This window comes from Flavobacterium sp. (assembly GCF_004295795.1).
Lineage (GTDB): Bacteria > Bacteroidota > Bacteroidia > Flavobacteriales > Flavobacteriaceae > Flavobacterium.
On record NZ_SEBR01000013.1, the window covers coordinates 84,251 to 106,628 of the forward strand.

25 protein-coding genes and 1 tRNA gene are annotated in these 22,378 nt (G+C 46.2%); 8 read left to right on the plus strand and 18 right to left on the minus strand.

Annotation, left to right across the window (positions count from 1 at the left end):
- Positions 1-49: 49 nt before the first annotated feature.
- Complete coding sequence (locus EOO49_RS12150; protein WP_290846034.1) at positions 50-286, minus strand: hypothetical protein; 237 nt, start codon at positions 284-286, stop codon at positions 50-52.
- A 144-nt stretch (positions 287-430) separates the two neighbouring features.
- On the opposite strand from EOO49_RS12150, the gene EOO49_RS12155 reads away from it, so the two are divergent.
- Together EOO49_RS12155 and EOO49_RS12160 are read left to right on the plus strand one after the other, a co-directional pair.
- The gene (locus EOO49_RS12155) at positions 431-1,477 is read left to right on the plus strand and encodes a DUF2891 domain-containing protein (RefSeq protein ID WP_290846036.1); all 1,047 of its coding nucleotides are present in this window, start codon (positions 431-433) and stop codon (positions 1,475-1,477) included.
- A gap of 84 nt (positions 1,478-1,561) precedes the next feature.
- Positions 1,562-3,124 (plus strand): NAD(P)/FAD-dependent oxidoreductase, encoded by a 1,563-nt coding sequence (locus EOO49_RS12160; RefSeq protein WP_290846038.1) that lies wholly within the window; start codon positions 1,562-1,564, stop codon positions 3,122-3,124.
- 66 nt (positions 3,125-3,190) lie between these two features.
- Here the strand turns inward: EOO49_RS12160 and EOO49_RS12165 are convergent, their stop codons facing one another.
- A complete protein-coding gene (locus EOO49_RS12165; protein WP_290846040.1) occupies positions 3,191-4,174 on the minus strand; it encodes a hypothetical protein in 984 nt (327 codons plus the stop codon).
- Positions 4,175-4,473: 299 nt separating this feature from the next.
- On the opposite strand from EOO49_RS12165, the gene idi reads away from it, so the two are divergent.
- The 5 genes from idi to EOO49_RS12190 all read left to right on the plus strand — a co-directional run bounded on the left by idi (position 4,474) and on the right by EOO49_RS12190 (position 7,454).
- Positions 4,474-5,001: an isopentenyl-diphosphate Delta-isomerase gene (idi, locus tag EOO49_RS12170; RefSeq protein WP_290846042.1), complete on the plus strand. Its 528-nt coding sequence runs from the start codon at positions 4,474-4,476 to the stop codon at positions 4,999-5,001.
- A 57-nt stretch (positions 5,002-5,058) separates the two neighbouring features.
- A complete protein-coding gene (locus EOO49_RS12175; RefSeq protein WP_290846044.1) occupies positions 5,059-5,469 on the plus strand; it encodes a 6-carboxytetrahydropterin synthase in 411 nt (136 codons plus the stop codon).
- 564 nt (positions 5,470-6,033) lie between these two features.
- Complete coding sequence (locus tag EOO49_RS12180) at positions 6,034-6,996, plus strand: type I phosphomannose isomerase catalytic subunit (RefSeq protein WP_290846046.1); 963 nt, start codon at positions 6,034-6,036, stop codon at positions 6,994-6,996.
- 47 nt (positions 6,997-7,043) lie between these two features.
- Complete coding sequence (locus tag EOO49_RS12185) at positions 7,044-7,310, plus strand: hypothetical protein (protein WP_290846048.1); 267 nt, start codon at positions 7,044-7,046, stop codon at positions 7,308-7,310.
- Between the two features lie 70 nt (positions 7,311-7,380).
- Positions 7,381-7,454 (plus strand) — tRNA-Thr (locus EOO49_RS12190).
- A gap of 157 nt (positions 7,455-7,611) precedes the next feature.
- On the opposite strand, the gene EOO49_RS12195 is transcribed toward EOO49_RS12190, so the two are convergent.
- From EOO49_RS12195 to EOO49_RS12270, 16 genes are all read right to left on the minus strand, one after another.
- Complete coding sequence (locus EOO49_RS12195) at positions 7,612-8,337, minus strand: DUF4369 domain-containing protein (RefSeq protein WP_290846050.1); 726 nt, start codon at positions 8,335-8,337, stop codon at positions 7,612-7,614.
- 84 nt (positions 8,338-8,421) lie between these two features.
- Positions 8,422-10,263, minus strand: coding sequence for a peptidase M61 (locus EOO49_RS12200; protein ID WP_290846052.1), 1,842 nt, complete (start codon positions 10,261-10,263; stop codon positions 8,422-8,424).
- A gap of 55 nt (positions 10,264-10,318) precedes the next feature.
- Positions 10,319-11,242, minus strand: coding sequence for an alpha/beta fold hydrolase (locus tag EOO49_RS12205; protein WP_290846053.1), 924 nt, complete (start codon positions 11,240-11,242; stop codon positions 10,319-10,321).
- Positions 11,243-11,308: 66 nt separating this feature from the next.
- Positions 11,309-11,584, minus strand: a complete 276-nt coding sequence (locus tag EOO49_RS12210; RefSeq protein ID WP_290846055.1) for a DUF2805 domain-containing protein — start codon at positions 11,582-11,584, stop codon at positions 11,309-11,311.
- Positions 11,585-11,675: 91 nt separating this feature from the next.
- Positions 11,676-12,512 carry a sterol desaturase family protein gene (locus tag EOO49_RS12215; protein ID WP_290846057.1) on the minus strand — a complete coding sequence of 279 codons (837 nt, stop codon included), beginning with the start codon at positions 12,510-12,512 and terminating at the stop codon, positions 11,676-11,678.
- A gap of 64 nt (positions 12,513-12,576) precedes the next feature.
- Positions 12,577-13,434, minus strand: a complete 858-nt coding sequence (locus EOO49_RS12220; protein ID WP_290846059.1) for a HAMP domain-containing sensor histidine kinase — start codon at positions 13,432-13,434, stop codon at positions 12,577-12,579.
- Positions 13,435-13,461: 27 nt separating this feature from the next.
- Positions 13,462-13,929 (minus strand): CHASE3 domain-containing protein, encoded by a 468-nt coding sequence (locus EOO49_RS12225; protein WP_290846061.1) that lies wholly within the window; start codon positions 13,927-13,929, stop codon positions 13,462-13,464.
- Positions 13,930-14,201: 272 nt separating this feature from the next.
- Positions 14,202-14,567, minus strand: a complete 366-nt coding sequence (locus tag EOO49_RS12230; RefSeq protein WP_290846063.1) for a DoxX family membrane protein — start codon at positions 14,565-14,567, stop codon at positions 14,202-14,204.
- Between the two features lie 18 nt (positions 14,568-14,585).
- On the minus strand, positions 14,586-15,506 hold the full coding sequence (locus EOO49_RS12235; protein WP_290846065.1) for a DMT family transporter: 921 nt from the start codon (positions 15,504-15,506) through the stop codon (positions 14,586-14,588).
- Between the two features lie 57 nt (positions 15,507-15,563).
- On the minus strand, positions 15,564-16,178 hold the full coding sequence (locus EOO49_RS12240) for a Zn-dependent protease (RefSeq protein WP_290846067.1): 615 nt from the start codon (positions 16,176-16,178) through the stop codon (positions 15,564-15,566).
- A complete protein-coding gene (locus EOO49_RS12245) occupies positions 16,156-16,713 on the minus strand; it encodes a pentapeptide repeat-containing protein (RefSeq protein WP_290846069.1) in 558 nt (185 codons plus the stop codon). The genes EOO49_RS12240 and EOO49_RS12245 overlap by 23 nt, the downstream gene beginning before the upstream one ends.
- Before the next feature lie 65 nt (positions 16,714-16,778).
- Positions 16,779-17,780 (minus strand): LLM class flavin-dependent oxidoreductase, encoded by a 1,002-nt coding sequence (locus tag EOO49_RS12250; RefSeq protein ID WP_290846070.1) that lies wholly within the window; start codon positions 17,778-17,780, stop codon positions 16,779-16,781.
- An 80-nt stretch (positions 17,781-17,860) separates the two neighbouring features.
- Positions 17,861-18,307, minus strand: a complete 447-nt coding sequence (locus EOO49_RS12255) for a GNAT family N-acetyltransferase (protein WP_290846073.1) — start codon at positions 18,305-18,307, stop codon at positions 17,861-17,863.
- 1 nt (position 18,308) lies between these two features.
- The gene (locus tag EOO49_RS12260) at positions 18,309-18,467 is read right to left on the minus strand and encodes a hypothetical protein (RefSeq protein WP_290846075.1); all 159 of its coding nucleotides are present in this window, start codon (positions 18,465-18,467) and stop codon (positions 18,309-18,311) included.
- Between the two features lie 134 nt (positions 18,468-18,601).
- Positions 18,602-19,771, minus strand: a complete 1,170-nt coding sequence (locus EOO49_RS12265; protein WP_290846077.1) for a DUF1501 domain-containing protein — start codon at positions 19,769-19,771, stop codon at positions 18,602-18,604.
- A gap of 10 nt (positions 19,772-19,781) precedes the next feature.
- Positions 19,782-21,176, minus strand: coding sequence for a DUF1800 domain-containing protein (locus EOO49_RS12270; RefSeq protein WP_290846079.1), 1,395 nt, complete (start codon positions 21,174-21,176; stop codon positions 19,782-19,784).
- Positions 21,177-21,262: 86 nt separating this feature from the next.
- Between EOO49_RS12270 and EOO49_RS12275 the strand changes: the two genes are divergently transcribed.
- Positions 21,263-21,868, plus strand: coding sequence for a murein L,D-transpeptidase catalytic domain-containing protein (locus EOO49_RS12275; protein ID WP_290846081.1), 606 nt, complete (start codon positions 21,263-21,265; stop codon positions 21,866-21,868).
- Positions 21,869-22,378 lie beyond the last annotated feature (510 nt).

The window sequence follows — 22,378 nt, forward strand, 5'->3', positions numbered from 1 at the left end:
GAATGTTGAATAACGAACAACGAACAACGAATGTTGAACAACGAAGTTTTTATCCCTCGTAGAGCTCGCCGCGATGCGGTTTCAAAGCATCCCGAACCTGAATCATTTCGGCATCGGTGACAACGACATAAGCAATTGCATGCATTTCGTTCAAGATTTCAAATCCGGTGATTTCCAACGGAAGTTTTTCCATGGCAATGTATTCCTTGAGGTGAATTTCATGATGCTCAGCCGTTTTTGCCGCCGCCGGACCACGAAAATCCCATATCATTTTGATTTTTCTCATTGGGCAAAGATAATTTCCTATGTGTAAATCCACGAATTTCTTGGTTTTTTTCCCCATCGGATAAAAAAACAATACCTTATCTCAACCAGGGAATAGACGTAAAATTTTTTTTCGAAAAGCAGTAGTTTTGGAAAAACACGCGTTATGAAGTATTTCGTATTATTTCTCCTGATCTTCAAGTTTTCGTCGGCACAACAACTTACATCAGAGCAAGCCAGCCATCTCGCGACGCTTCCGCTCAAATGTCTGCAAAAGGAATACCCGAATATGTTGGGACAAACGCTCGCCGACAGCACGCAAATCAAGAATCCCAAACAAATCCATCCGGCTTTTTACGGCTGTTTCGATTGGCATTCGTCGGTTCACGGGCATTGGAGTTTGGTGTATTTGCTCAATCGGTTTCCCGAAATTTCAAGTCGGGATGAAATTATTTCAAAGCTCAAAACGAATCTGTCCAAGCAAAATATCGCGGTTGAAATGGCCTATCTCGACCGCCAATTCGAGAAAACTTTTGAACGCACTTACGGCTGGAACTGGATTTTTAAACTCCAACTCGAACTCGAGCAATCCAAAGAACCTTATGCTAAGGAATTGGTAGCCAACTTGCGGCCTTTGACCCAGATGTTTGGCGAGCGCTACAAGAAATATCTGCCCAAATTGCTTTATCCGATTCGTGTCGGAACCCATTCCAATACGGCTTTTGGGCTGACTTTCGTTTGGGATTACGCCGTCTGGAGCAAAGATGAAGCGCTCCAGAACACGATTCGCGACAATGCCGTGCGTTTCTTCAAAAAGGACAAAAAGTATCCGTATCACCTCGAGCCTTCGGGAACTGATTTCCTGTCGCCATGTCTTGAAGAAATCGGGATCATGCAGCGGGTTTTGCCCAAGGACGAATTCCTGAAATGGTTGCGTGCTTTTATGCTAGATTTATTTCGGACGAAATTTGATTGGGAAACGGGAAAAGTCGCCGATGCCCAAGATGGTTTGCTCGTGCACCTTTACGGACTCAACTTTTCGCGCGCGTGGAATTTTTATCGGCTTATCAAACAATACCCAAAAGAGTTCGGACACTTGAAAACGCTCGCCGACACGCACATGAACTATTCACTTCCGAAAGTCGTCGACGGCAATTACGAAGGCGAACACTGGCTGGCATCTTTCGCTTTTCACGCTTTTGAGGAAAGATAATCGAATGTCGGTACTCGTTTTTTGACCGATTCATGATCACTTCGGCATTCGGTCACATTCGCACTTTTTGACTATTTTTGCCGCATGCCAAAAGAGCTTCTCATTCAAGTTTCGCCAGAACAGGCGACCCAGAGCGCTTTCTTGAAGGAACACGCAGCCAAGTTGCTGCGAACGTCCGTCAACGAAATCCAGCACGTCAACATTCTCAAACGTTCGATCGATGCGCGCCAAAAAGCCATCAAGATCAATCTCAAACTCGAGATTTTCTTCTCGGGCGAAAAGATATCCGAACAAAAAATAGCGCTTCCCGATTACAAAAATGTGGCGAATGCTCAGGAAGTGATTGTCGTTGGAGCCGGTCCGGCCGGACTTTTCGCCGCTTTGCAACTCGTCGAACTAGGCTTGAAGCCGATCGTGGTCGAAAGAGGAAAAGACGTAAAAGGCCGTCGTCGCGACCTCAAAGCGATCAACCGCGACCACATCGTAAATCCGGATTCCAATTATTGTTTTGGAGAAGGCGGCGCTGGAACCTATTCGGACGGAAAACTCTACACACGCTCCAAAAAACGCGGTGATGTCGAAAGGATTCTCAAACTTTTGGTGGCCTTTGGCGCGACTCCCGAAATTCTCGTCGAGGCGCATCCGCACATCGGAACAAACAAACTTCCAAAGATCATCGAGGACATTCGCGAAAAGATAATCGAATGCGGCGGACAGGTTCTGTTCGACACAAGAGTGGACGACATTTTGATAAAATCGGGCGAAATACGAGGAATCGTGACCCAAAACGGCGATGTGATTTCGGCCAACAAACTCATTCTTGCCACCGGACATTCCGCTCGCGATATTTTCGAATTGCTCCATCGCAAAAAAGTAGCGATCGAGGCAAAACCTTTCGCTTTGGGCGTGCGTGCCGAACATCCGCAGGAATTGATTGACCAGATCCAGTACAGTTGCGATTACCGAGGCGAATTTCTTCCACCGGCGCCATATTCTGTCGTCAAACAAGTCAACGGCCGCGGCATGTATTCGTTTTGCATGTGTCCGGGCGGCGTGATCGCGCCTTGTGCCACGAGTCCGGGCGAGGTCGTGACAAACGGTTGGTCGCCTTCGAAACGCGATCAGATCACGGCGAATTCGGGAATCGTCGTCGAACTCAAACTTGAAGATTTCAAGCCTTTCGCCCAATTCGGGGCGCTCGCCGGGATGGAATTCCAAAAAAGCATCGAACAACGCGCGTTCCAACTGGCCGGACAAACCCAAAAAGTGCCGGCCCAAAGAATGGTCGATTTCTCGCAGTCGAAAGTTTCGGCAGACATTCCAAAAACATCTTACGTCCCGGGAACGGAATCGGTCGAATTGGGTCAGGTTTTTCCCGGCTTTTTGACGCAGATCATGAGAGAAGGTTTTATGGAATTTGGGAAATCGATGAAAGGTTACTTCACCAACGACGCGATTTTGCACGCGCCAGAGTCGAGAACTTCGTCTCCGGTACGCATTCCGAGACATCCTGAAACGCTTGAACACACACAAATAAAAGGACTTTATCCTTGCGGAGAAGGCGCGGGTTACGCCGGCGGAATCGTGTCTGCGGCAATCGATGGTGAAAAATGTGCGCTCAAGATCGCGGAAGCGCTAAAATTGTAGTTTTCAGATTTTTATCGGTCGGAACAAATCCACAAAAAAAATCCCGCCAAAATAGCGGGAAATGCGTTATTGCAAAAGCTTGTCGATGTGTTTCAGAATCGGATCGTAAAGTCGGCAATTGCGTTTTTCGATGATTGAATACAGCTGGAACAATTTGTCGTCCCGATTCACTTTTACCGCGTTATTGCTGCAAATATTCTTGCAAACCTTATCCAAAAGCACTTTCGAATCCAGATTTTTGTATGCCGTGATCGCGTTCTGGAAATCCTTGTTCTCGAAATCCTTGTCGACGTTCATCTGTAAGGTCGGATAAAAAGCGGCGTGCGGATAAACCGAATACGAGAGATAGGAAGCCTGCGCGTGTTTCGTGAGATATTGGATATCGGACGGATTCCTGAAATTGGCCAAAGTCGCCAAAATCTCGGCTGTCGGATACTTTTGTGCAAAAAATTTGACGCGCGAGTAATTCTTGTTCTTGAAATTACTCGTATAAAAAATCGTGTTGAGTGTTAAGGGCGCGACGTTGTTGTCTGCAAGCGCGATTGCCGTGAGTTTGGCCAGGCACGCATCGGTTTCGGCCTGCGTCCATTTGGTGTCGTAATCGCGTCCGAACATGCCTTTGAGTTCTTTCTGCAAACCTTTTGTGGTCGTTTTCTCGTAATATTTTTTTCGGTCGGCTTTTTCCTTCTGATGCGCCACGGCGACATACAATTCGCTTGCGGCGTTCGTCTGATACGAAATCACCCCAATTTTGCGCTCTGCCACATCGTCTTCGGTAAGCAGTTTGGTGAAAAGCTCGTAAACTTTGCCAGACTTGCGCTCCACGAGTTCTTCGGAAATCGCGATCTTGGTTTCGGCATTCGATTGGGAAATCGCTTGGAGCAGTTCGGCTTCGGTCAAGGTCTTGAGTTCCATTGCAGTCGATCCGCCTCTGGAACTTCTCGCCGATCTTCCGGGCTCGTTTTCGGCAACAAGATTGGTGTCGCCGGCCAATTGTGCATTCGAGGCTATCGCGCATAAAAGGCTCAGGCTCAACATAAATCGTTTCATAGAAATGGAGGCGTAGGTGTGACGTTGATTTGGCTCGCTATGTACTAAAGTAAAATTCAGCATGTTAGCAGATTTTTGGGAAACGTAAATTTAGCAGAAAAAGTATTACGCGAGCGAGTAACCTGTGGATTTTTGAATTTCCGCAAGATTTGAGGTTGATTTTTCTTACGGATGAGAAGTCGTTTCCCGATCCAATCCAGGTGTCGAAACACATCCGGAATACAGATTTTCCGTAAAAATTGTTAAACCCAAAAAATCCCAAAAAACCATTTCTCACAAATCCGTACTTTTGACCAAGCATGCAAGAAGAAAAAGTAATCCTGGTAAACGAGAATGACGAGCAAATCGGCCTTATGCCCAAGCTCGAGGCCCACGAGAAAGCCGTGTTGCACAGAGCGTTTTCGGTTTTTATCCTAAACGACAAAAACGAATTGATGCTGCAACAGCGCGCGGCCCAAAAATACCATTCGCCTTTGCTGTGGACGAACACTTGCTGCAGTCATCAACGCGAAGGTGAATCGAACCTCGAGGCCGGAACCAGAAGACTTCGCGAGGAAATGGGCTTCGAGACAGAACTGCGCGAACTCTTCCATTTCATCTACAAAGCGCCTTTTGACAACGGTTTGACAGAGCACGAACTCGACCATGTCATGATCGGATTCTACAAAGGCGAACCCAAGATCAACGAAGAAGAGGTCGAAGATTGGAAATGGATGGCGATCGACGACGTGAAACGCGACATGGAAAGACGTCCCGAACTTTACACGATCTGGACGCGCATCATTTTCGATGAATTTTATCACTATCTTGACGAGCACAAGGTTTAGAGTCGGCATAAAAGACGTCTCAGAACCCATTATTCATTATTAATTATCAATTATTAATTGAAAGCCACCGTTTCCAGAAAAGCACATTTTAACGCCGCGCACCGTTTGCACCGCCAGGATTGGTCGTTCGAGAAGAACGATTCGGTTTTTGGCAAGTGCAACAACGCGAATTTTCACGGACATAATTACGAGCTCATCGCAAGCGTGACAGGCGAAGTCGATCCTGAAACCGGATACGTGATAGACATCAAAACCCTGGCTGACATCATTTATGAAGAAGTTGAGGTGCCGTTCGACCACAAAAATCTCAACCTCGACGTGCCCGAATTCGCCCAATTGATCCCAACGGCCGAGCACATCGCCTACATCATCTGGCAAAAAATGCGTCCGCGCCTCGACGCCGGCCTTTCGCTCGAGATCACGCTTTACGAAACACCTCGAAATTTTGTAACCTACAAAGGCGGGTAAATTGGTAACTTGTCGAAGGTTTTTATTTTTAGGAGCAAAATCCTGCTGACCCGCTTTCAGCTTTCTTGAAAACAACCGTTTTTTCAGCCTTTGCAACGAGCTTCCTTCGGTCGCTGTCGCAAAAGCGAAAAATCTGGCCGTTTCCTGCAAAAGGCTGACCGCTTGCATCAGGGCTATTTCGGTGGCAGTAGAGTTGCAGTGGCAGAAGAAGCAGTGTCGAGACAAAGTCCCAGCATCAAGGGCAGAAATCAAAATTGGCCAAAATATAAAAACTCAAAAATCTTAATGTCCTTAATGATCTTAATGTTTCAAAATTTTGGTTCTCGCTGTAAATCCGCGGAAGCGAAGATCTTGATTTTTATCAACGAATAACGAATGTTAAACAACGAATAACGAATGTTGAACAACGGATAACGAATGTTGAACAACGAATAACGAATGTTGAACAACGAATAACGAATGTTGAACAACGAATAACGAATGTTGAACAACGAATAACGAATGTTGAACAACGAACAACGAATGTTGAACAACGAACAACGAATAACCAAACGATTTCCAATAATGAACTTATATCCCATTCAATTCCATCCGATACTAAAAGAAAGAATTTGGGGCGGAACCAAGCTAAAATCTGTCCTGAACAAAGAAATAACAAGCGACATCACCGGCGAAAGCTGGGAACTTTCTGGAGTGAAAGGCGACGTGAGCGTGGTTTCGAACGGAGAATACAAAGACAAATCGCTCAACGATCTTCTGGAACAATTCCCCAACGAACTCCTCGGAGCCAAAATCCACGACAAGTTCGGAAAAGAATTCCCGCTTTTGTTCAAATTCCTGGACGCGCGCGAGGATTTGTCCATTCAGGTGCATCCAAACGACGACTTGGCCCAAAAACGCCACAACTCGTTCGGAAAGACTGAAATGTGGTACGTCATGCAAGCCGATTTCGATGCCAAGATCATCGTCGGTTTCAAGAACAAATCGCGACGTGAGGAATATCTTTTCAACCTCGAACAAAACTCGCTTCTCGACATTCTCGACACGATTCCAACCAAAAAAGGCGATTCTTTTTTCCTTGAAACGGGAACGGTCCACGCGATTGGCGCCGGAAACCTGATCGCCGAAATCCAGCAAACATCTGACATAACTTATCGCCTTTACGACTTCGATAGAAAAGACGCCAACGGAAACAAGCGAGAACTGCATGTCGATCTGGCTTTGGACGCGATCAACTACGACCTGACCGATACCCAAAAATCGTACTCCGACCGCGAAGACCAAGCCAATACGATCGTGGATTGCCCGTATTTTCACACGAGCGTCATTCCGCTGAGACACGAGATGGAAGTTTCAAAAGACGGCGAAAGTTTTACGGTCTATATGTGTGTTGACGGTCACTTCGCGATTGAGTTGGGCGAAACCAAATACGAATATAAAGTTGGCGATACGGTCTTGATTCCGGCGGCTTTGAAGCACTTCAAAATCACGGGTTACGGAACGCTTCTCGAAGTTTTTGTCCCGTAACGAAAAGATTGTGTACTTTTGCACCGCAATTCAAAATAAAAAGAGAAATGGCAAACGTTAAGAACCTTAAGAAAGAAATCAATTACGTCGTTAGCGACATCATTGAAGCTGTTTACATCCACGAGATGACTTCATCAGGACAACCAACTTCAGAAAGCAACGCTGTGATCGACGAGGCAATCGCCACTTTCGATGCTTTGGTAGCAAAAATCAACGCAAAAGGTGTTGAGAACAAAAAAGCGCATTTTGCCGAAATCCGCAAGGAATTTGAAGCATCTGCAAACCAATTGGTTGCAAAAATTAATGCACTTTAAGCCAAAAAACAGGCAATATTTTTTTGCAGATATGAAATTGACTTCTATATTTGCACCGAAATAATGAGACGCCGGTGTAGCTCAGCTGGCTAGAGCAGCTGATTTGTAATCAGCAGGTCGTGGGTTCGAGTCCCTCTATCGGCTCATTAAAAAAACCACTCCAAATCGGGGTGGTTTTTTCGTTTAAGGCACTTTCCCATTTAAGCCAGTATTCTTTGCGACTGTAGATTTTCTATTCTAAAATTCCGTCAAAAGAAAAAGCCGTCCCAAATAGAACGGCTTTTGTATTTTCAGGTGTGAATCAATTCATCGCGACAGGCGTTTCGAGTTTGAGTCTTTCCTCATAAAGTTGCTTGAGGATTTTGCCGTATTTCGATGCGGCGATTTTTGGCGTTATGGCGTCGATTACCTGTTTCATGAAAGGCAATCCGAGGTTTGGCGTTTCGGCAATCACGATGTAGGGCGCGATTTCAGAATCCTTGTGGTTGATCGCAAAATTTGCCGTGTAGAGATAGCGGCGTTTCATTGCGCTTTCGTACTTGGCGATTTCGGTGTCCGGCAAAGTCTTGTTCTTGATTTGGGCTTCCATGTCCTTGACCTTGATCTCCAATTCCTGACCCACGAAACGCGACTTGATCTGGTTGTATTCCTCGAGTAGTTGTTGGTTTTTCGAACCTGTGATCTTGGCTTTGGCGTAATAAGTTTCCAAATCTGTATCGATCGTCATTTTGCCAGGTTCGGCGAAGAACGGCAAACTGTTGTCGATCGAGGCCGTTTCACCTCTGTCCAAAAACAGATAAAGCATTTCCGGTTCCTTGATGTCGACTGCGGTTTTGAAATCAGACTTTCCGTCGAAAACGATCGTATCGATGTTGACCAGAACCGTGTCCTGAATCTGCTTCAAATAGAGCGTTCCTTTTTTAAGGCCTTTGATCGTGCCCGAAATTTCGAGATTGCCTTTTTTTTCCTCTTTCGAACAAGAGGCGAGTATCGTGAATGCGAACAAAGCCGCCAGTGTCTTTTTCATGTGAAGTTCGTTGGTGCGCAAAAATAAAAAAATCCGCGACGCAGGAAACCCGTTCGCGGATGTATTTTAAAAACCGGATTCAGATTACTTTTTCAGCCAAGCTTTCCTGAGTTTGTCTTTGCTGTGATCTGTAACGGCATAACCTGTGGCGTCCTCATAAGGCAATTTCACCTTTCCTTTCGCAGTGGCAGATTTTCCGTCGCGCTTGTAAACGATCGTGATGTCGTCGCCTTCTTTCCAAGCCTGGCTTCCCATGACAAGGTCGTAGATATTGTCGAGGTTGTAAGCTTTTCCGTTTACTTCAGAAATCACGTCTCCGCCTTTAAGGCCAAGCGTTTTCCAGAAGTCGTTCAACTCGATTCCGGCAACGACACTGATCGCTTTGGAATCCGGATCAACCTGCACGTATGGCGTCTGACCTTTGATGAAGACATTTCCGGGAACTTTTTTGGTCTCTTTCGAAACACCGACTTTGGCAAAATACTCGTCATAGTTGATCGGAGTCGTGCCTTTGACGTATTTGTTGAGGAAATCGCCCACTTCAGGATAAGTCAACGAGACGATTTTCGGGAAAAGATCGGCGTCCTTGAACGATTTTTCCATTCCGTATTCTTTCGATAGTTTCTTCATCAAGTCGAGAATGCCGCGTTCTCCATTGCTTTTCTCACGGACGATGATGTCGATGCACATTCCGATTAGCGCACCTTTCTCGTAAACGTTCACATATTGCGCCTTGTAAGGATCGACCAGTACGTTCGAGCTCATTTCGGTAAACGACATCGTATCGTTCATTCTCGAAGCGTTCTGGATTTTTCCGGACATCCTCTCGAAGAATTCGTTTTCGTCGATCAAACCTTGGTTCACCTGGAAAAGGTTCGCGAAATATTCGGTTACGCCTTCGTACATCCAAAGGTGTTCTGACATTTTTGGAGCGGCATAATCAAAGAACTGGATTTGGTCGGCGTGGATCGTAAGCGGCGTCACGATGTGGAAGAACTCATGGGAAACCGTGTCGACCAACGCCGGAAGCAATTGTTCCTTTGGCATTTGCTCAGGGAAAACCACGGTCGTCGAAGTATTGTGTTCCAAAGCGCCAAATCCGTGCGCATCGGGTTTCGTCATATCTGACAGATACAAAATGATAGCATATTTCTTGGTAGAGTTGATCGGACCCAAAAACGCCTTTTGCGCCTTCATCATTTTCTCCATTTCGGGAGCGATGTCTTTCGCGTCAAAAGCGCCATTTGGAGAATAGATCGCCAAAACGATGTCCATATCGTCGACCTTGAAAGTCACCGAATTCGGCTTCGAATACATGATCGGATGATCGCCAACCTCGAAATAGCGGCTGTATTCAAAAATATCTTTTGTGTCCGAAGCGTCCGTATCGGTCAATGACGTCGCGCCCCAAAGATCGGCTGGATGCGTGATCGAAATCTGGTAAGGCAATTGGCCTTTGTCCTGGAAATAACCCACGAATCCGTGCATGTTCAGCATGAAGTTCTTTCCGGCTTCGATGTTCGTTCCGGCAGGAGAAAAAACCTTGTGCTTTTCTTCGATATCGTAAGTGTCGTTCACCCAATAGGAAACTTTCGCGAGTTTTTTCGCACCGGTGATTTCCCACGAATTGTCGTCGGTTTTGGCCACTACAAGCTCTTTTCCTTTTGCGTCGTAGGCTTTGAAATCATCGACGAATTTTCCGTAATCGTCCGTGGAATAAGTTCCCGGAACGGTTTTCGGGATGTGGTAAACGATTTTGTCCGATGAAATCGACGGAGCCGTGAGCGTCACGGGAACTTTGTCGTCCTTGACACCGTTGAGATCGATCGCGACCTTGATAGGATTCGCCTTTGATTTCGATTGGGCCGAAACTTCAAAACTCCACAAAGAAGCCACAAAAGCCAGCGCCAGCGCTATTTTTTTCATTTAAGTTGAGATTTATTTTAACGTTAGTGCGCGAAGGTAAAAAATAGTTACAGCGCTAGAGGGTTTTTATGAATGAATTAACGGCCGACACAAAAGCCTCGGAAATGGGCAATTCCGGTTTGTTGTAAGACTCGTAATTCTCGCTTTCGTCACCTTTTATCGTCTTGAAAATGTGGTTCATATCGGGCACGATCACGATTTTGGCGTCGGGTTTTGCGGCTTTGAGCAATTGCGCTTCCGATTCGCCAACCTGAATGTCCTTGCTTCCGTTGATGATCAACGTCGGAACTTTGATCTTCTTGATTTCGGCCACCGGATCATATTTCATCCACGAAATCATGTAAGGTTGCACGCTTTCGCGGAAAAGCATCGCCAGCGTTTGGTCTTCGAGCTTGAATGTTTCGCCTTTTTTGAGGATTCCGAAGTATTTCTCGATTTCAGGTTGCAGATTCGGAGCTTGTTTGGCGACTTGTTCGGTGATGATCTTGTCGATGCTTCGCCCCGGACCGGCAATCGAGATCAACGCGTCGGCATAACCTGTCGTAGCGAGGATTGCCACGAGCGAACCTTCGCTGTGCCCGCCAAGTACGATTTTGGAATATTTTTTCTGGTTCTTGAAAAACGTGATCACGTCTTTGGCATCCTTGACATAATCGTCGAAAGAGAGTTTTGTCTCGTCGATGTTGCCCGAGTTTATCATGGCGATGATACGCTTGTCGAAACTGTAAACCGCGATGCCTTGTTTGGCCGAAGCTTCGGCGAGCAATTTGAGGTTATCCGATTTCACTCCGGGTTGGTTGCCGTCGCGATCAGTCGGGCCAGATCCTGAAAAAAGGATCAGCAATGGTGTTTTTTTGGTGACGTCAGGCGTGTAAAGCGTTCCTTTTAGCGTTGCGTTCACGTCGACTTCAGCCGTTTTGAACGTGTTTTGTGCCGCCAATCCAATCGGAAGCAGCAAAATAAGCAGTAATTTCTTCATTTGTCGTTTGGTTGTTAAGAAGCGGGAATTTACGAAAAAACCCGCTTTTCGGGCGGGTTTCGTTTATCAGAATTTGTTTTTTATGTAATATTTGCCATCGAGATCTTCGTCGAAATCGTCAATTTTTGGAGCTTTCGGTTTTGGCTTCGCGGCAACGGCTTTTTTGCGCCAAACTTCGAAAGGATCGGGTTTGAGCAGCGTTTTCATGATTTCGATGATTTCCTGTTCAGAAAACCCGAATTCTTTTTTGATGGCCTCGAAGGGGTTGCGTTCTTCAAGCGCCAGTTTTTTTACGCGTGCGGTTTGCGCTGAGGAGATTTCAGGGCGTTTGCTCTTTCTCATTGGTAATCAGAAGAAAATTGTAATTGTGACCAGTTTTATTTTTCCAATATTAATAAAAATTCCAATCGGTTGACAAGGGTTTCAAAAATTTTTATTCCGATGGATTTCGCGTCGCCGGACGATATTTCCGAAAGGGGATTTTGAGCAGATTGCCAACCTCGTTATTGTCTTTCGGATCCATGTGCGTGTCGACGCCGTAGACGATTTCCTCGCGCTTGAGTTTCGAAAATGTCCCAAACAATCTGTCCCAAATCGAGAAAATGTTGCCGTAATTGGTATCGGTGTAAGGCAAGACATAATGGTGATGGACTTTGTGCATGTCGGGCGAAACGATTATGTAGCTTATCAAATTGTCCAAAGTCCGCGGAAGCGAAATATTGGCGTGATTGAACTGCGAAAAAACCACCGAAAGCGACTGATACAAAAAAACCAGCCACATCGGACTGCCCGAAACCAGCACCGCCAAAGCTGTAAACAAAAATCGGATCACGCTTTCGCCGGGATGATGCCGATTGGCCGAAGTCGTGTCAATCCAGGTATCGGTGTGGTGAATCAGGTGAAAACGCCACAAAACCCGGGTTTTATGCTGGACGAAATGCGCAAGCCAAGCTCCGATAAGATCCAGAATCAGCAATCCCAGAATCGCGTACAGCCAAATGTTCATTTCGGGCAACCAATTCAGGATTCCGAAGTTCTGCGAATGCACAAAATCGGCGGCTTTGAGCAAAACGAAAGCCAGCACGAAATTCACCACGACGGTCGTAAGCGTAAAGAAAATGTTGATCGACGCGTGGCGCCACTTTTTGTAGTCGAAGCGAAACAGCGGAAAAGCGTTCTCGACAATCCAGAAAATCGCGATGCCGCCAGCGAGAATGGCCGCGCGGTGAGCCGATGGAATCGTCGAAAAATAGTCGATTATGGTTTGCATAGCGAAAATAGGACTTTTACGAAAGTAACGAAATCGTATTCGCCAGCGTATTTTCGCGCAAATTTTAACGCCCGAACTTCACGATGAAAGTCGTTCCGGTTTTCCCGTCGCTTTCCACCGAGATCGTTCCTCCGAGGTTTTCAATCTGCGCTTTGGTGATGAAAAGCCCGATTCCCTTGGCTTCAGGATGTTTGTGGAACATTTGGTACATGCCAAAAACCTTGTTTCCGTGTTTTTCGAGATCGATCCCGAGTCCGTTGTCCTGAATGTGGAGCGCGATTTCGCCGTCAATATATTGTGTCCACGCCTTGATTTCGGGCAAACGTTCGGGCGATTTGTACTTCATCGCATTTCCGATAAGATTCTGCAACACACTTTCAAGATAGATTTTCGAGAACATCACGGTCTTTACCTGGGCGAAGTCAGAAGTGACCGATGCTTTGTGGTTCAGGATATCGCCCTGAAGCGTTCCGACGACCTTGTCGAAAACCTCGTCAAAAGAAACAGATTCCTTCTCCAAAGCCTTGTTCTTCTTGATCCGAAGAATTTCTATAAGATCATTCAAAGATTCGTGAAGGTTGTGCGCGACCTTTTTCATCATCGCGAAAATATTCTTGTATTCCTCGATCGAACTCTCTTCGTCCACAAGCGAAACCAGCGATTGCATATTGCTCGAAGACGAACGCAGATTGTGAGAAGTGATGTTGGCGAAGTCGTTCAATTGTTGGTTCTGGTAAGCCAATTCTTCGCCAAGCTTGCTCTGGATTTGCCCGTCGAGAATGATTTGTTTGGCGTTCAGTCTGATTCTCGAATAAGCGAAAACGACCAAGATCATCGTCGCGATCACGAACAAGACGAAGTTGATGTTGCGCGCTTTGACGTTTTCGTCCGTATCGGCCATTTTCTCATTGAGGATGTTCACCTGAAGTTCTTGGTAAGCCGCGATTTTCTAGCGGATCGAATCCATGATTTCCTTTCCTTTTTCAGAAGAAATCAAGTCGACGGCCGCATCCATGCCTTTTTCGCGTCGGGTTGCAATCGTCAGGATCGTAAATTCCTTTTTGTGTTCGATCAGGCTTTTGAGTTCGGCGATACGATCTACGTCTTCCTTGTGACTGCCTTGCATATCTTCGAGCGAATCGATCCAGTGGTCGACGTCTTTTTTGCCACTTTCGTAGATTGACAGGAAATTTTCTTTTCCGGTGATTGTGTAACCGCGGCCGCCCGTTTCGACGTCGGTCATGCTCGAAAGGATTTTTTCGAGAACGGTGTTGGAATTGTAGGTCCGGACAAGTGCCGCGCGATTTTGGGTAACCGAAGCAGCTCGGTTGTAAGTTGAATAGACCAGAATGCAGAACACGATCGCAACGGCCGCAAACGCGAGGTCTATCTTGTTTTTAAGCGATAAAGGTTTCATTGTGTTTGGATGGTTTCATCGGACTTTACTCCGATTGATAAGCGAATTTAGGGCAAAAAACATTTGGGTAAAAACCGATGTACGAGAGGAAAGCCCGTTTGGTTTTGCCTCAGAAATTTGAAACTGTAAGAAAATTTGTAATATGATTGACGAATTGCGAATTATCGGTTTAGAGATCAATGGAATGTTAGACGATTTTCGATTTTTTACCGATAATAAGTATGTGGAAAACTATTTGCTTTTTATCGGATAAATGCTAAAAACCGATAGGTTCAACCGACGAATATCGTGTATTGCCAAGCCCATGCAATAAGCAAAAGCTGTAAAGGAAGCCGCACGAGCCGAACCCATTTCGGAAGTCCCAAAGCGGCAGATTCATTGGTGAGCATATAAACGTTCGCGGGAAAAATCGCGATCAGCAGCACAATGATTCCAACTGCGGAATATCGTGAAACGGCAGGAATGCAAAGTCCTATGCCAAGCGAAATCTCGGCAATGCCACTCAAAATGTTCAGCAACTTCGGATTCGGCAAATAGTCCGGGATCATCCTGGCGTAAAGCCTCGGCTTGCGAAAATGGTTCAGACCCGCCAAAATGTACAAACCTGCCATCAGGTACAAATGCCACGCAAATTCCATAATCGGTTTTCTTGAAAGTTAAGTGTTTTTGCGTTTGCCCTTTCGGAAATTAACGTTCATGATCACGATGGCAAACAAAATCAGCGCAATCCCAAACCACTGCAATGCCGTCACTTTCTCGTGCAAAAGCAGCCAGGCCATCGTCACCGAAACCGGCAATTCGAGAGCAGAAACGATGCTTCCAAGCCCGATTCCCGTTTTCGGAAAACCCATATTGAGCAGAATAGGAGGAATGATCGTCCCGAAAATCGCCACGAACAATCCCCATTTGTAGAAAATGTCGTAGTTGAAAGGCGTGTGTTGCGTGGCCAAGGCAAAAAACAGGATTACGACCGCGCCGCCCAAAAGCATGTACAAACTTCGCAGCGAAGACGAAAGCGAAACGGCGATGCGGTTCGAGGTGAACATTGTCGTCGTGAACGAAGCCGCGGCGAGCAACCCCAAAACAAGTCCGCGCCAATCGAGTCCGGCTACGTTTTCGACCAGATTCGTCGCCAAAGCCGTTCCTATCAAAACCACGAAGACGGCCGCAATCTTGAGCGGAGACGGACGCTTTTTGTCAAGAAACATCTCCAGAAGCACGCCTATCCAAACCGTTTGCATCAAAAGCACGATACCGATCGAAACCGGAATGAACTTCACGGCCATATAATAGAAAATGCTAGTCAACCCCGTGGAAGTTCCGGCGAGCAGCAATTGTTTTATATCGGTTTTTGTCGCTTTTGGCTCATCGGTTTTTTTCTTGCGGAAAGCATTGATAAGCAACAAAGCCAGAATCCCGATAATGAATTGGGACGAAATCACTTCGGCAGGCGTGAAAGGCAATCCCGTGACGCCTTTGTCGTGGTAAGCGAGTTTCACGAAAGTGGCGAGCATGCCGTAACTCGTGGCACCAAGCCCGACTAGAAATACGCCTTTGAGAATGTTGTTGTTTGACATCGGAATTTTTAAAAAAGCCTGCAAAGATAGGCAATTCCGATTCACGAAAAATGCAGTTTATTTGAGATTCCAACCCGAAGCAACCAACTTCCGCTTACAGCCAAAACAAAATCCTGTCTCGAGATCTTTGGTGTTCTTGCCTTTCGCGTCTCGCATGAAACACGATTTTTCGGGGCAATGCGGCAAGCCTTCGGTGTGTCCGAGTTCGTGGATGGCGACTTTGTAAAGTTGCTCGGGTTTTTTGGTTTTGGACAGCCGAAAAGTCGAGGCAACGCAAGATTTTCCGGGGCAAAATCCCAAACCCATCACGCCCCAATCTTTGAACTTGCCTTTTGTCGTCGAAATGTCTTTGTTGGTGAGTCCGATGACGAGCTGGTTTCCCGGCGTGCGTCTTTCGAGAAAACGAATGATGGAATCGGCACGACGGCGCGTTTTGGATGCATTCCAGCTGTCTTTCGGAAAATCGATGCTGGGCAGGATTTTTACATCGGAGTAGATTTTTGAAATTTCCGTCCGGATTTTTTCCGCATCGGAACCTGAGAAATCGGAAAAAGGTTGAAGGAAAATCGTGCGTTTTTCGGCATCGGAACATCCGAAGACAAAAAATAGCACCACCAAAAAAGGCATCCGCGGAAGCGAAAATCCAAAACTAGATTTCGATGTCCAAGCCATATTTCTGAAGTAATCCGAGAGTGGCCGCAAGCTCAATTTTCATGCCGCGAACGGAGTTGTTCTCAGGATCGATCGTGAAATTTCGGGAAGACCGAAAATCGGCTTTTTCGAGATTCGTGTTGTCGAAAATCGCGCGCGAGAAATCGCAATCGGTAAAAACGGCTTGGTTCAGATCTGTTTCCGAAAAATCGACCTCTCGCAACGAACAGCCCAAAAAGTGTCGCCTGCGAAGTTTCATCCTGAAAAACGAGGCGAAATCGAGTTGACAATTCTCGAATTCGGCCGAGAAAATCATCGTGTTGCACTGGTCGAACCGAAAGCCCAAAAGTTTGCAACCGCGAAAAGTAACGTCGCGAAAACCCGTTTTGGAAACGCGCGACATGCTGAAATTGCAGTCCTGGAAAACACAGTCGACAAAGCTCGAATTCCCAAAATCGACGTTCGAAAAATCGACGTTTTCAAATGTACAATTGTCGTATTCGCCTTTTTTGAATTCGAAATTGCGATCCAATGTTTGGTCTGCGGTAAATGCCATTTCGCAAAAATAAGCATTCGGCAGCACGAAACTCGGTGTTTGGTTATTTTGGACGTGACGACGCGTCAGAGAAAAAGTCCGGCCATCAATTCGTAAGACCGTTTTCTGTCTTCCCAACTTTCGGTGGGCGTCGCGATCATGATCTCGTCGGTTTCGTACCTGTCGGCGATCTTGAGGAATTCCGACTTGATCTTTTCTGGCGTTCCGGCCACGAAACGTCCGCGGTTAAAGGCCATTCGCGCTTTTTGTTGCATCGAGAAATTCATTTTCTTGATTTCTTCCAGCGTTGGATAGTCGCCTTGTCCGCCCATTTCGATGTACAGGATCCGAAACTGGAAATCGGTGATCCAATCCTGCACTTTTTGTTCGTCTTCGGAACAGAAGCCAAAAATCCCTACGTTCACCTTTGGTGTCTTGAGTTCCTTCGATGGCTTGAAATTGTGCCGATAGAATTCTGCGGTATCCGGTCCGCCTTCGGGATTTATGAATTGGGCGAACGACAGTGCAAAACCGAAATGTGCAGCAAATTGGGCGCTTCCGCCGCTTGAGGTAAGCATCCACATTTCTGGCAATTCGTCAGGTTGCGGATACGATTTCACTTTTTCCTGAACCGAATCAGGTTCGCTATCGCCTCTGAAAAACGCCTGGAGATCGATCAATTGCTGATAAAAATCCTTTTCCGAAAACTGGTTCGAAGGATTCAGAAGATAAGCCGACAACCTGTCGCCGCCGGGCGCGCGTCCAATTCCCAAATCGATCCTGTTCGGGTAAAGAGTCTCGAGCAATCCGAAGTTCTCGGCAACTTTCAAAGTGCTGTGATTGGGCAACATGATTCCGCCCGAACCAACGCGGATCTTTGAAGTCTGGGAAGCCAGATATGGAATCAGGACTTCGGGCGCGGTTCCGGCCACAAGTTTGAAATTGTGGTGTTCGGAGACCCAAAAACGCGTGTAACCGAGCTGTTCTGCAAGGTGGGCGAGTTTGCCCGATTCCTCAAGTGCTTCGCGTGCGTTCGAGCCGCGTCTTATCTGGGATTGGTCGAGAACCGAAAGTTGGAGTTTTGTCATTCCGTAAAGGTAAATCACAAAAAAAGGCCGCGCTCCAGAATTAACAAAGCATTGAAGAAACTTGCTTTACTCGAGGAAAGTTATGTGATGTTTGTTCGGTTTTTCCAGTTTTCGGCTGTCATTTCAAACTTGATTTCACTTCCGTGGAAGCCATTTTTCGACCATCCGGAAAGCTCGTAGAATTTTTCGGCTCTCGTATTGGGCGAAGTGCCGAGCCAAACGTATTTTTTGTTTTGGGAAAAATACCAATCGAGCATGACATCGTGAAGTTGTCGGCCGATGCCTTTTTGGTCGTGGTCCGGATGCACGAAAAGCGCCCAGATGTTCTCGTCTTTGAGATCGGCGATCGAGAAGCCGACAATTCGTGAACCGATTTCGAAAATCCAGCCTTTTCCTCGTTCAAAAAGAAATTCGCGGCAATCGTCGTCCGAAACCAACGCCGGATTGGAAAGCGTATTCTCTTTTACGGCATTTCGTACGATTTGAATTTGTTCGATGTCTGCCAAAATGGCTTCGCGCAAACCCATTTTAGGCGGGAACCGAAATTTCGGTGGTAAAATCGTTGTTGTTCACCACGCGATCGTGCTTGGCCGAACAATTGAATATGAGCCCGAGATAAAGCAAACCTGCCGCGGCGACGGCGATTCCCAGGATCAGGAAGTTTGGCGTGTTGAAGATTCTTTTCATGATTAGGTTGATTGATGTTTCGGAGTAGACGAAAATCGTGCCGAAATGTTACAGAAATCATAAAGTTTTTTGGTGACGCGGAGTTTTTAACTCCGCGGACTGTGTGTCGGAGTTTGCAACTCCGGCTTTTAAATTCAGAAAAGTCCGGCCAATACTTGGTTTTCAATGCCGATTTTTTTGTAATCGAAACCCAGTTTTTGCTGCAACAAACTCGCGTAGACACTGCGAAAATCGATTTGGTGTTTCAAATCGCCATTGTCCAAATCGGAAAGGTTCGGGTTTTGGCCGATGACTTTGCCTTTGTTCTGTCCGCCAATCACGAACATCGGAGCGGCTGTTCCGTGGTCGGTGCCGCGGCCGTTGTCTTTCACGCGTCGCCCGAACTCCGAAAAAACGACGATTGTCACGTTTTGTAATTGATTCGATTTTTTTAAGTCGGAGTAAAAGCTGAAAACCGCATCATTGAGTTCACTCAGGCGATTTTTGTGCAAAGCCAGTTGGTTGTCGTGCGTATCGAATCCGTTCAAGGACGTGTAATAAACCTTGGAATTGAGATTGCCTTTGATGAGTTTTGAGATCCATTCGAGGTTTTTTCCAAGGTTGGTTTTCGGATACGAAACGTCTGACGCGGCGGCTTTCGACAAAGCATTCTGAATGTCGTCCGAACCTTCGACAACGGAACCCGCAATTTTGCGCACAAAATCCAACTGCGGATTGTCCGAAAGTTTCACACCCGAATTTTCCTTGTTCCGAACCACAAAACGCGACGGATCTTTGACCGTGATCGCATTCGGCTCATCGCCTTTGAGCGCCAGATTGTCAATGGAATCGATGTTCACGCCAGCCGTAAGTTCGTTATCCTTGCACTGCAAATCGAGGTAACGGCCGAGCCAGCCTTGCGTGAGATATTCGTTCGAAGCCGAAGCCGTCTGCCAGATTTCCTGACTGCGAAAATGCGAGCGAACAGGTTCTGGATACCCGACATTTTGCACGATCGACAAATTTCCGTCCTGTTGCAGCTGCGCAAAACCCGACAAAGCCGGATGAAAAGCCATGCCTTTGTGAGCGCTGATGACTTCGGAATTGTGCAATGCGATCGCCGGCCGAAGTTCCTGATACAAAACGTCGTCATAAGGAACGAAAGTGTTCAGCCCGTCGTTTCCACCGTTGAGTTGGACGAAAACCACGCTTTGTTCGCCAACGACCAAATTCGATTGGTTGCCGAAGGCGTAAAGGAAATCGGGAAGGAGCAAAGTGCCTCCGGTAAAAGTTCCGGTCAACGTCAAAAATTTTCTCCTGTTCATGGTTTTGCGTTTAGATGAGTTGGAATTCGGGCGTTTTGACCATATCGTTGAACAACCTCAAAACGGTATTTTCGGCTCCGGGCGATTTTGGGTCGAAGTCATATTTGAGCAATTTTTCGAAATCGTCCTGAAGATTCTTGTCGGTCGTGAATAGCAAACGGTCGGTCAAAGCCGAAATGATCTCGAGATTGTCGCCGTTCTTTGGAAAGTTAAGTTCGATGTCCAAACGCGTTTCTTTGTCGGGCGTCTCGTTTTCGTCCATCAATTCCTTGGGCTTTCCGCGGTTGATGTTTTTTCCGGCGCACAAAGCATCGGCTACGGTATTGCGTTGCAGGAAAATCTGCGAGGTGAGCCACGACCTGCCGCCATCCCAACCTTTCACATTTGGTTGGTTGAACAAATCCATGCCTTGCTGGCGCAGGAAAACCGCAACGGCATAAGATGGTTTGCGCTTGATTTTGAGTTCGTCCCACAACTGCAAAACGTAAGTCAGCGGATCCTTGATTTTCGAACCGGCGCTGTCTTTCGCAAATTCTTCGGTAAAGATCTTGGTCAGAAATGGCTTGAGTTCGAAGTTCGACTCACGCAGGAAATCGCCGTAATACTTGACGAGTTTTTCATCGGGATTGTCGTAAATGAACCATTTGAGGATTTTTCTCGTGATGTGGTAAGGCGCATTCGGCTGATCGAAAATGATGTCGACGAGATCGTCGGCCTTGAATTTCCCGGATTTTCCAAAGTAAACGATAACTTCGTTGTCTTCGAATTTAGGACGATAAACCGCGCTGTCGTTTCCAAGATGGAGTCCGGCGAGCGCTTTTGCCCCGTTCTTGATGTCGTCTTCCGAATAATTCCCGATTCCGATAGTAAAAAGTTCCAGTAATTCGCGACTCAGATTCTCGTTGATTTTCCCGACGCGATTGTCAGTATTGTCGAGATAACGCACCATCGCATTCGACTTGAGAATGGCTTTGGTCAAGGTCTTTAGATTGCCGAAAGCGTGCTGGCGCAAAATCGCGTTGTGCTGGTAAATCCACCAATTCATCTTGACTTTTTGGGCCGATGCAACAAAGTGATTGTGCCAGAAAACGGTCATTTTCTCACGAAGCGGAAACTCCGACGAGGTCATTTTGTCGAGCCACCAAACACGCAGTTCCAAAGCATTGCGAAGTTGTCTGCGAAGCGCTTTCTTGTTTTCTTCACTTGCCGAATCTTTTATCCTTTGCCGATATTGTTGAAATTCCGCCAAGGTTTTGGGATCGTCATCAAGACATTTCGGACCAGACTTGTCGTAAGAAGCCGAAAACGAATCAGACAGGAATTTTTCGAGGCCTTTCTTGCCGATGGCGTCAGAATGTTTGCCCGAAAATCCGAGGCGTAGCGACCAAAGCGTGTTGCGGTTCATGGCATCTTTTTTAGTAAGACCGGATTTTCCCGATCGGGTTTAAAATAAAACGTGAAATTTTGGAGTTATTTGAGAAACCTTCCAATATGAAACTCACGGTCTTCGTGGCGTTTATCGCTTTTGTGTGCTGTAATTCGGCCGATTCTGCCTTGGCGGATAAATTTCCGGAGAAAAATTATTCCTCTGAAAACGACGAGGCTTTGGCTTTCTGTAAGAAGAAAGGCTTCAACGAGGATTTTTATTTCCTGGTCGATCTGAGCATCCATTCGGGCAAAAACCGATTTTTCATTTACGATTTCAACCAGAAAAAGATCGTTGGGCAAAACCTTGTAACACACGGAACCTGCGACATTCCGACGGAACATCAGGACATGTGGGAAAAGGCGCGTTTCAGCAATACGAACGACAGTCATTGCTCGGCCTTTGGCAAATACAAGATTGGCGCGCGCGACAAAAGCGCTTGGGGAATCAAGGTCAAATATTGGCTGCAAGGTTTGGAAAAATCGAACGACAACGCCGAGAAACGCGTTATTGTATTGCATTCGTGGGAAGCCGTGGCAAACAAGGAAATCTATCCGGAATTCTCGCCTTTGAGTTGGGGTTGTCCGGCGGTTTCCGATTCATTTATGGAGCAATTGGATGTGCGTTTGCAAAAAACCAGGAAACCGGTTTTGCTTTGGATTTTGGGGTAATTATGTTCGTTGTTCAACATTCATTATTCGTTGTTCAACATTCGTTATTCGTTGTTCAACATTTCTTCAAATTCAAATTTCCCGCTTCTGCCGATTTTAACCTTGGTTTTTTTTGAACCATTAAGATCGTTAAGAACATTAAGGTTTTTCATACGATCATTTTGCCTTCGTCTTTTGTTGTTCAACATTCGTTATTCGTTATTCAACATTTCTTCAAATCAAATTTCCCGCTTCCGCAGATGCGAACCTTAAATTTTTTAACCATTAAGATCATTAAGATCATTGAGGTTTTTCAGACGATCATTTTGCCTTCGACCTATTTTGTTCAAAATTCGTTGTTCGTTATTCGTTGTTCAACATTTCTTCAAATTCAAATTCCCTGCTTCTGCCGATTTTAACCTTGATTTTTTTTGAACCATTAAGATCGTTAAGATCATTAAGGTTTTTCATACGATCATTTTGCCTTCGACCTTTTTCGTTCAACATTCGTTGTTCGTTATTCGTTGTTCA

Coding starts and splice junctions, on each gene's coding strand:
- EOO49_RS12150 (WP_290846034.1), bottom strand. CDS start 286: ATGAGAAAAATCAAAATGATATGGGATTTTCGTGGTCCGGCGGCGGCA.
- EOO49_RS12155 (WP_290846036.1), top strand. CDS start 431: ATGAAGTATTTCGTATTATTTCTCCTGATCTTCAAGTTTTCGTCGGCA.
- EOO49_RS12160 (WP_290846038.1), top strand. CDS start 1,562: ATGCCAAAAGAGCTTCTCATTCAAGTTTCGCCAGAACAGGCGACCCAG.
- EOO49_RS12165 (WP_290846040.1), bottom strand. CDS start 4,174: ATGAAACGATTTATGTTGAGCCTGAGCCTTTTATGCGCGATAGCCTCG.
- idi (WP_290846042.1), top strand. CDS start 4,474: ATGCAAGAAGAAAAAGTAATCCTGGTAAACGAGAATGACGAGCAAATC.
- EOO49_RS12180 (WP_290846046.1), top strand. CDS start 6,034: ATGAACTTATATCCCATTCAATTCCATCCGATACTAAAAGAAAGAATT.
- EOO49_RS12185 (WP_290846048.1), top strand. CDS start 7,044: ATGGCAAACGTTAAGAACCTTAAGAAAGAAATCAATTACGTCGTTAGC.
- EOO49_RS12195 (WP_290846050.1), bottom strand. CDS start 8,337: ATGAAAAAGACACTGGCGGCTTTGTTCGCATTCACGATACTCGCCTCT.
- EOO49_RS12200 (WP_290846052.1), bottom strand. CDS start 10,263: ATGAAAAAAATAGCGCTGGCGCTGGCTTTTGTGGCTTCTTTGTGGAGT.
- EOO49_RS12205 (WP_290846053.1), bottom strand. CDS start 11,242: ATGAAGAAATTACTGCTTATTTTGCTGCTTCCGATTGGATTGGCGGCA.
- EOO49_RS12210 (WP_290846055.1), bottom strand. CDS start 11,584: ATGAGAAAGAGCAAACGCCCTGAAATCTCCTCAGCGCAAACCGCACGC.
- EOO49_RS12215 (WP_290846057.1), bottom strand. CDS start 12,512: ATGCAAACCATAATCGACTATTTTTCGACGATTCCATCGGCTCACCGC.
- EOO49_RS12225 (WP_290846061.1), bottom strand. CDS start 13,929: ATGAAACCTTTATCGCTTAAAAACAAGATAGACCTCGCGTTTGCGGCC.
- EOO49_RS12230 (WP_290846063.1), bottom strand. CDS start 14,567: ATGGAATTTGCGTGGCATTTGTACCTGATGGCAGGTTTGTACATTTTG.
- EOO49_RS12235 (WP_290846065.1), bottom strand. CDS start 15,506: ATGTCAAACAACAACATTCTCAAAGGCGTATTTCTAGTCGGGCTTGGT.
- EOO49_RS12240 (WP_290846067.1), bottom strand. CDS start 16,178: ATGGCTTGGACATCGAAATCTAGTTTTGGATTTTCGCTTCCGCGGATG.
- EOO49_RS12245 (WP_290846069.1), bottom strand. CDS start 16,713: ATGGCATTTACCGCAGACCAAACATTGGATCGCAATTTCGAATTCAAA.
- EOO49_RS12250 (WP_290846070.1), bottom strand. CDS start 17,780: ATGACAAAACTCCAACTTTCGGTTCTCGACCAATCCCAGATAAGACGC.
- EOO49_RS12255 (WP_290846073.1), bottom strand. CDS start 18,307: ATGGGTTTGCGCGAAGCCATTTTGGCAGACATCGAACAAATTCAAATC.
- EOO49_RS12260 (WP_290846075.1), bottom strand. CDS start 18,467: ATGAAAAGAATCTTCAACACGCCAAACTTCCTGATCCTGGGAATCGCC.
- EOO49_RS12265 (WP_290846077.1), bottom strand. CDS start 19,771: ATGAACAGGAGAAAATTTTTGACGTTGACCGGAACTTTTACCGGAGGC.
- EOO49_RS12270 (WP_290846079.1), bottom strand. CDS start 21,176: ATGAACCGCAACACGCTTTGGTCGCTACGCCTCGGATTTTCGGGCAAA.
- EOO49_RS12275 (WP_290846081.1), top strand. CDS start 21,263: ATGAAACTCACGGTCTTCGTGGCGTTTATCGCTTTTGTGTGCTGTAAT.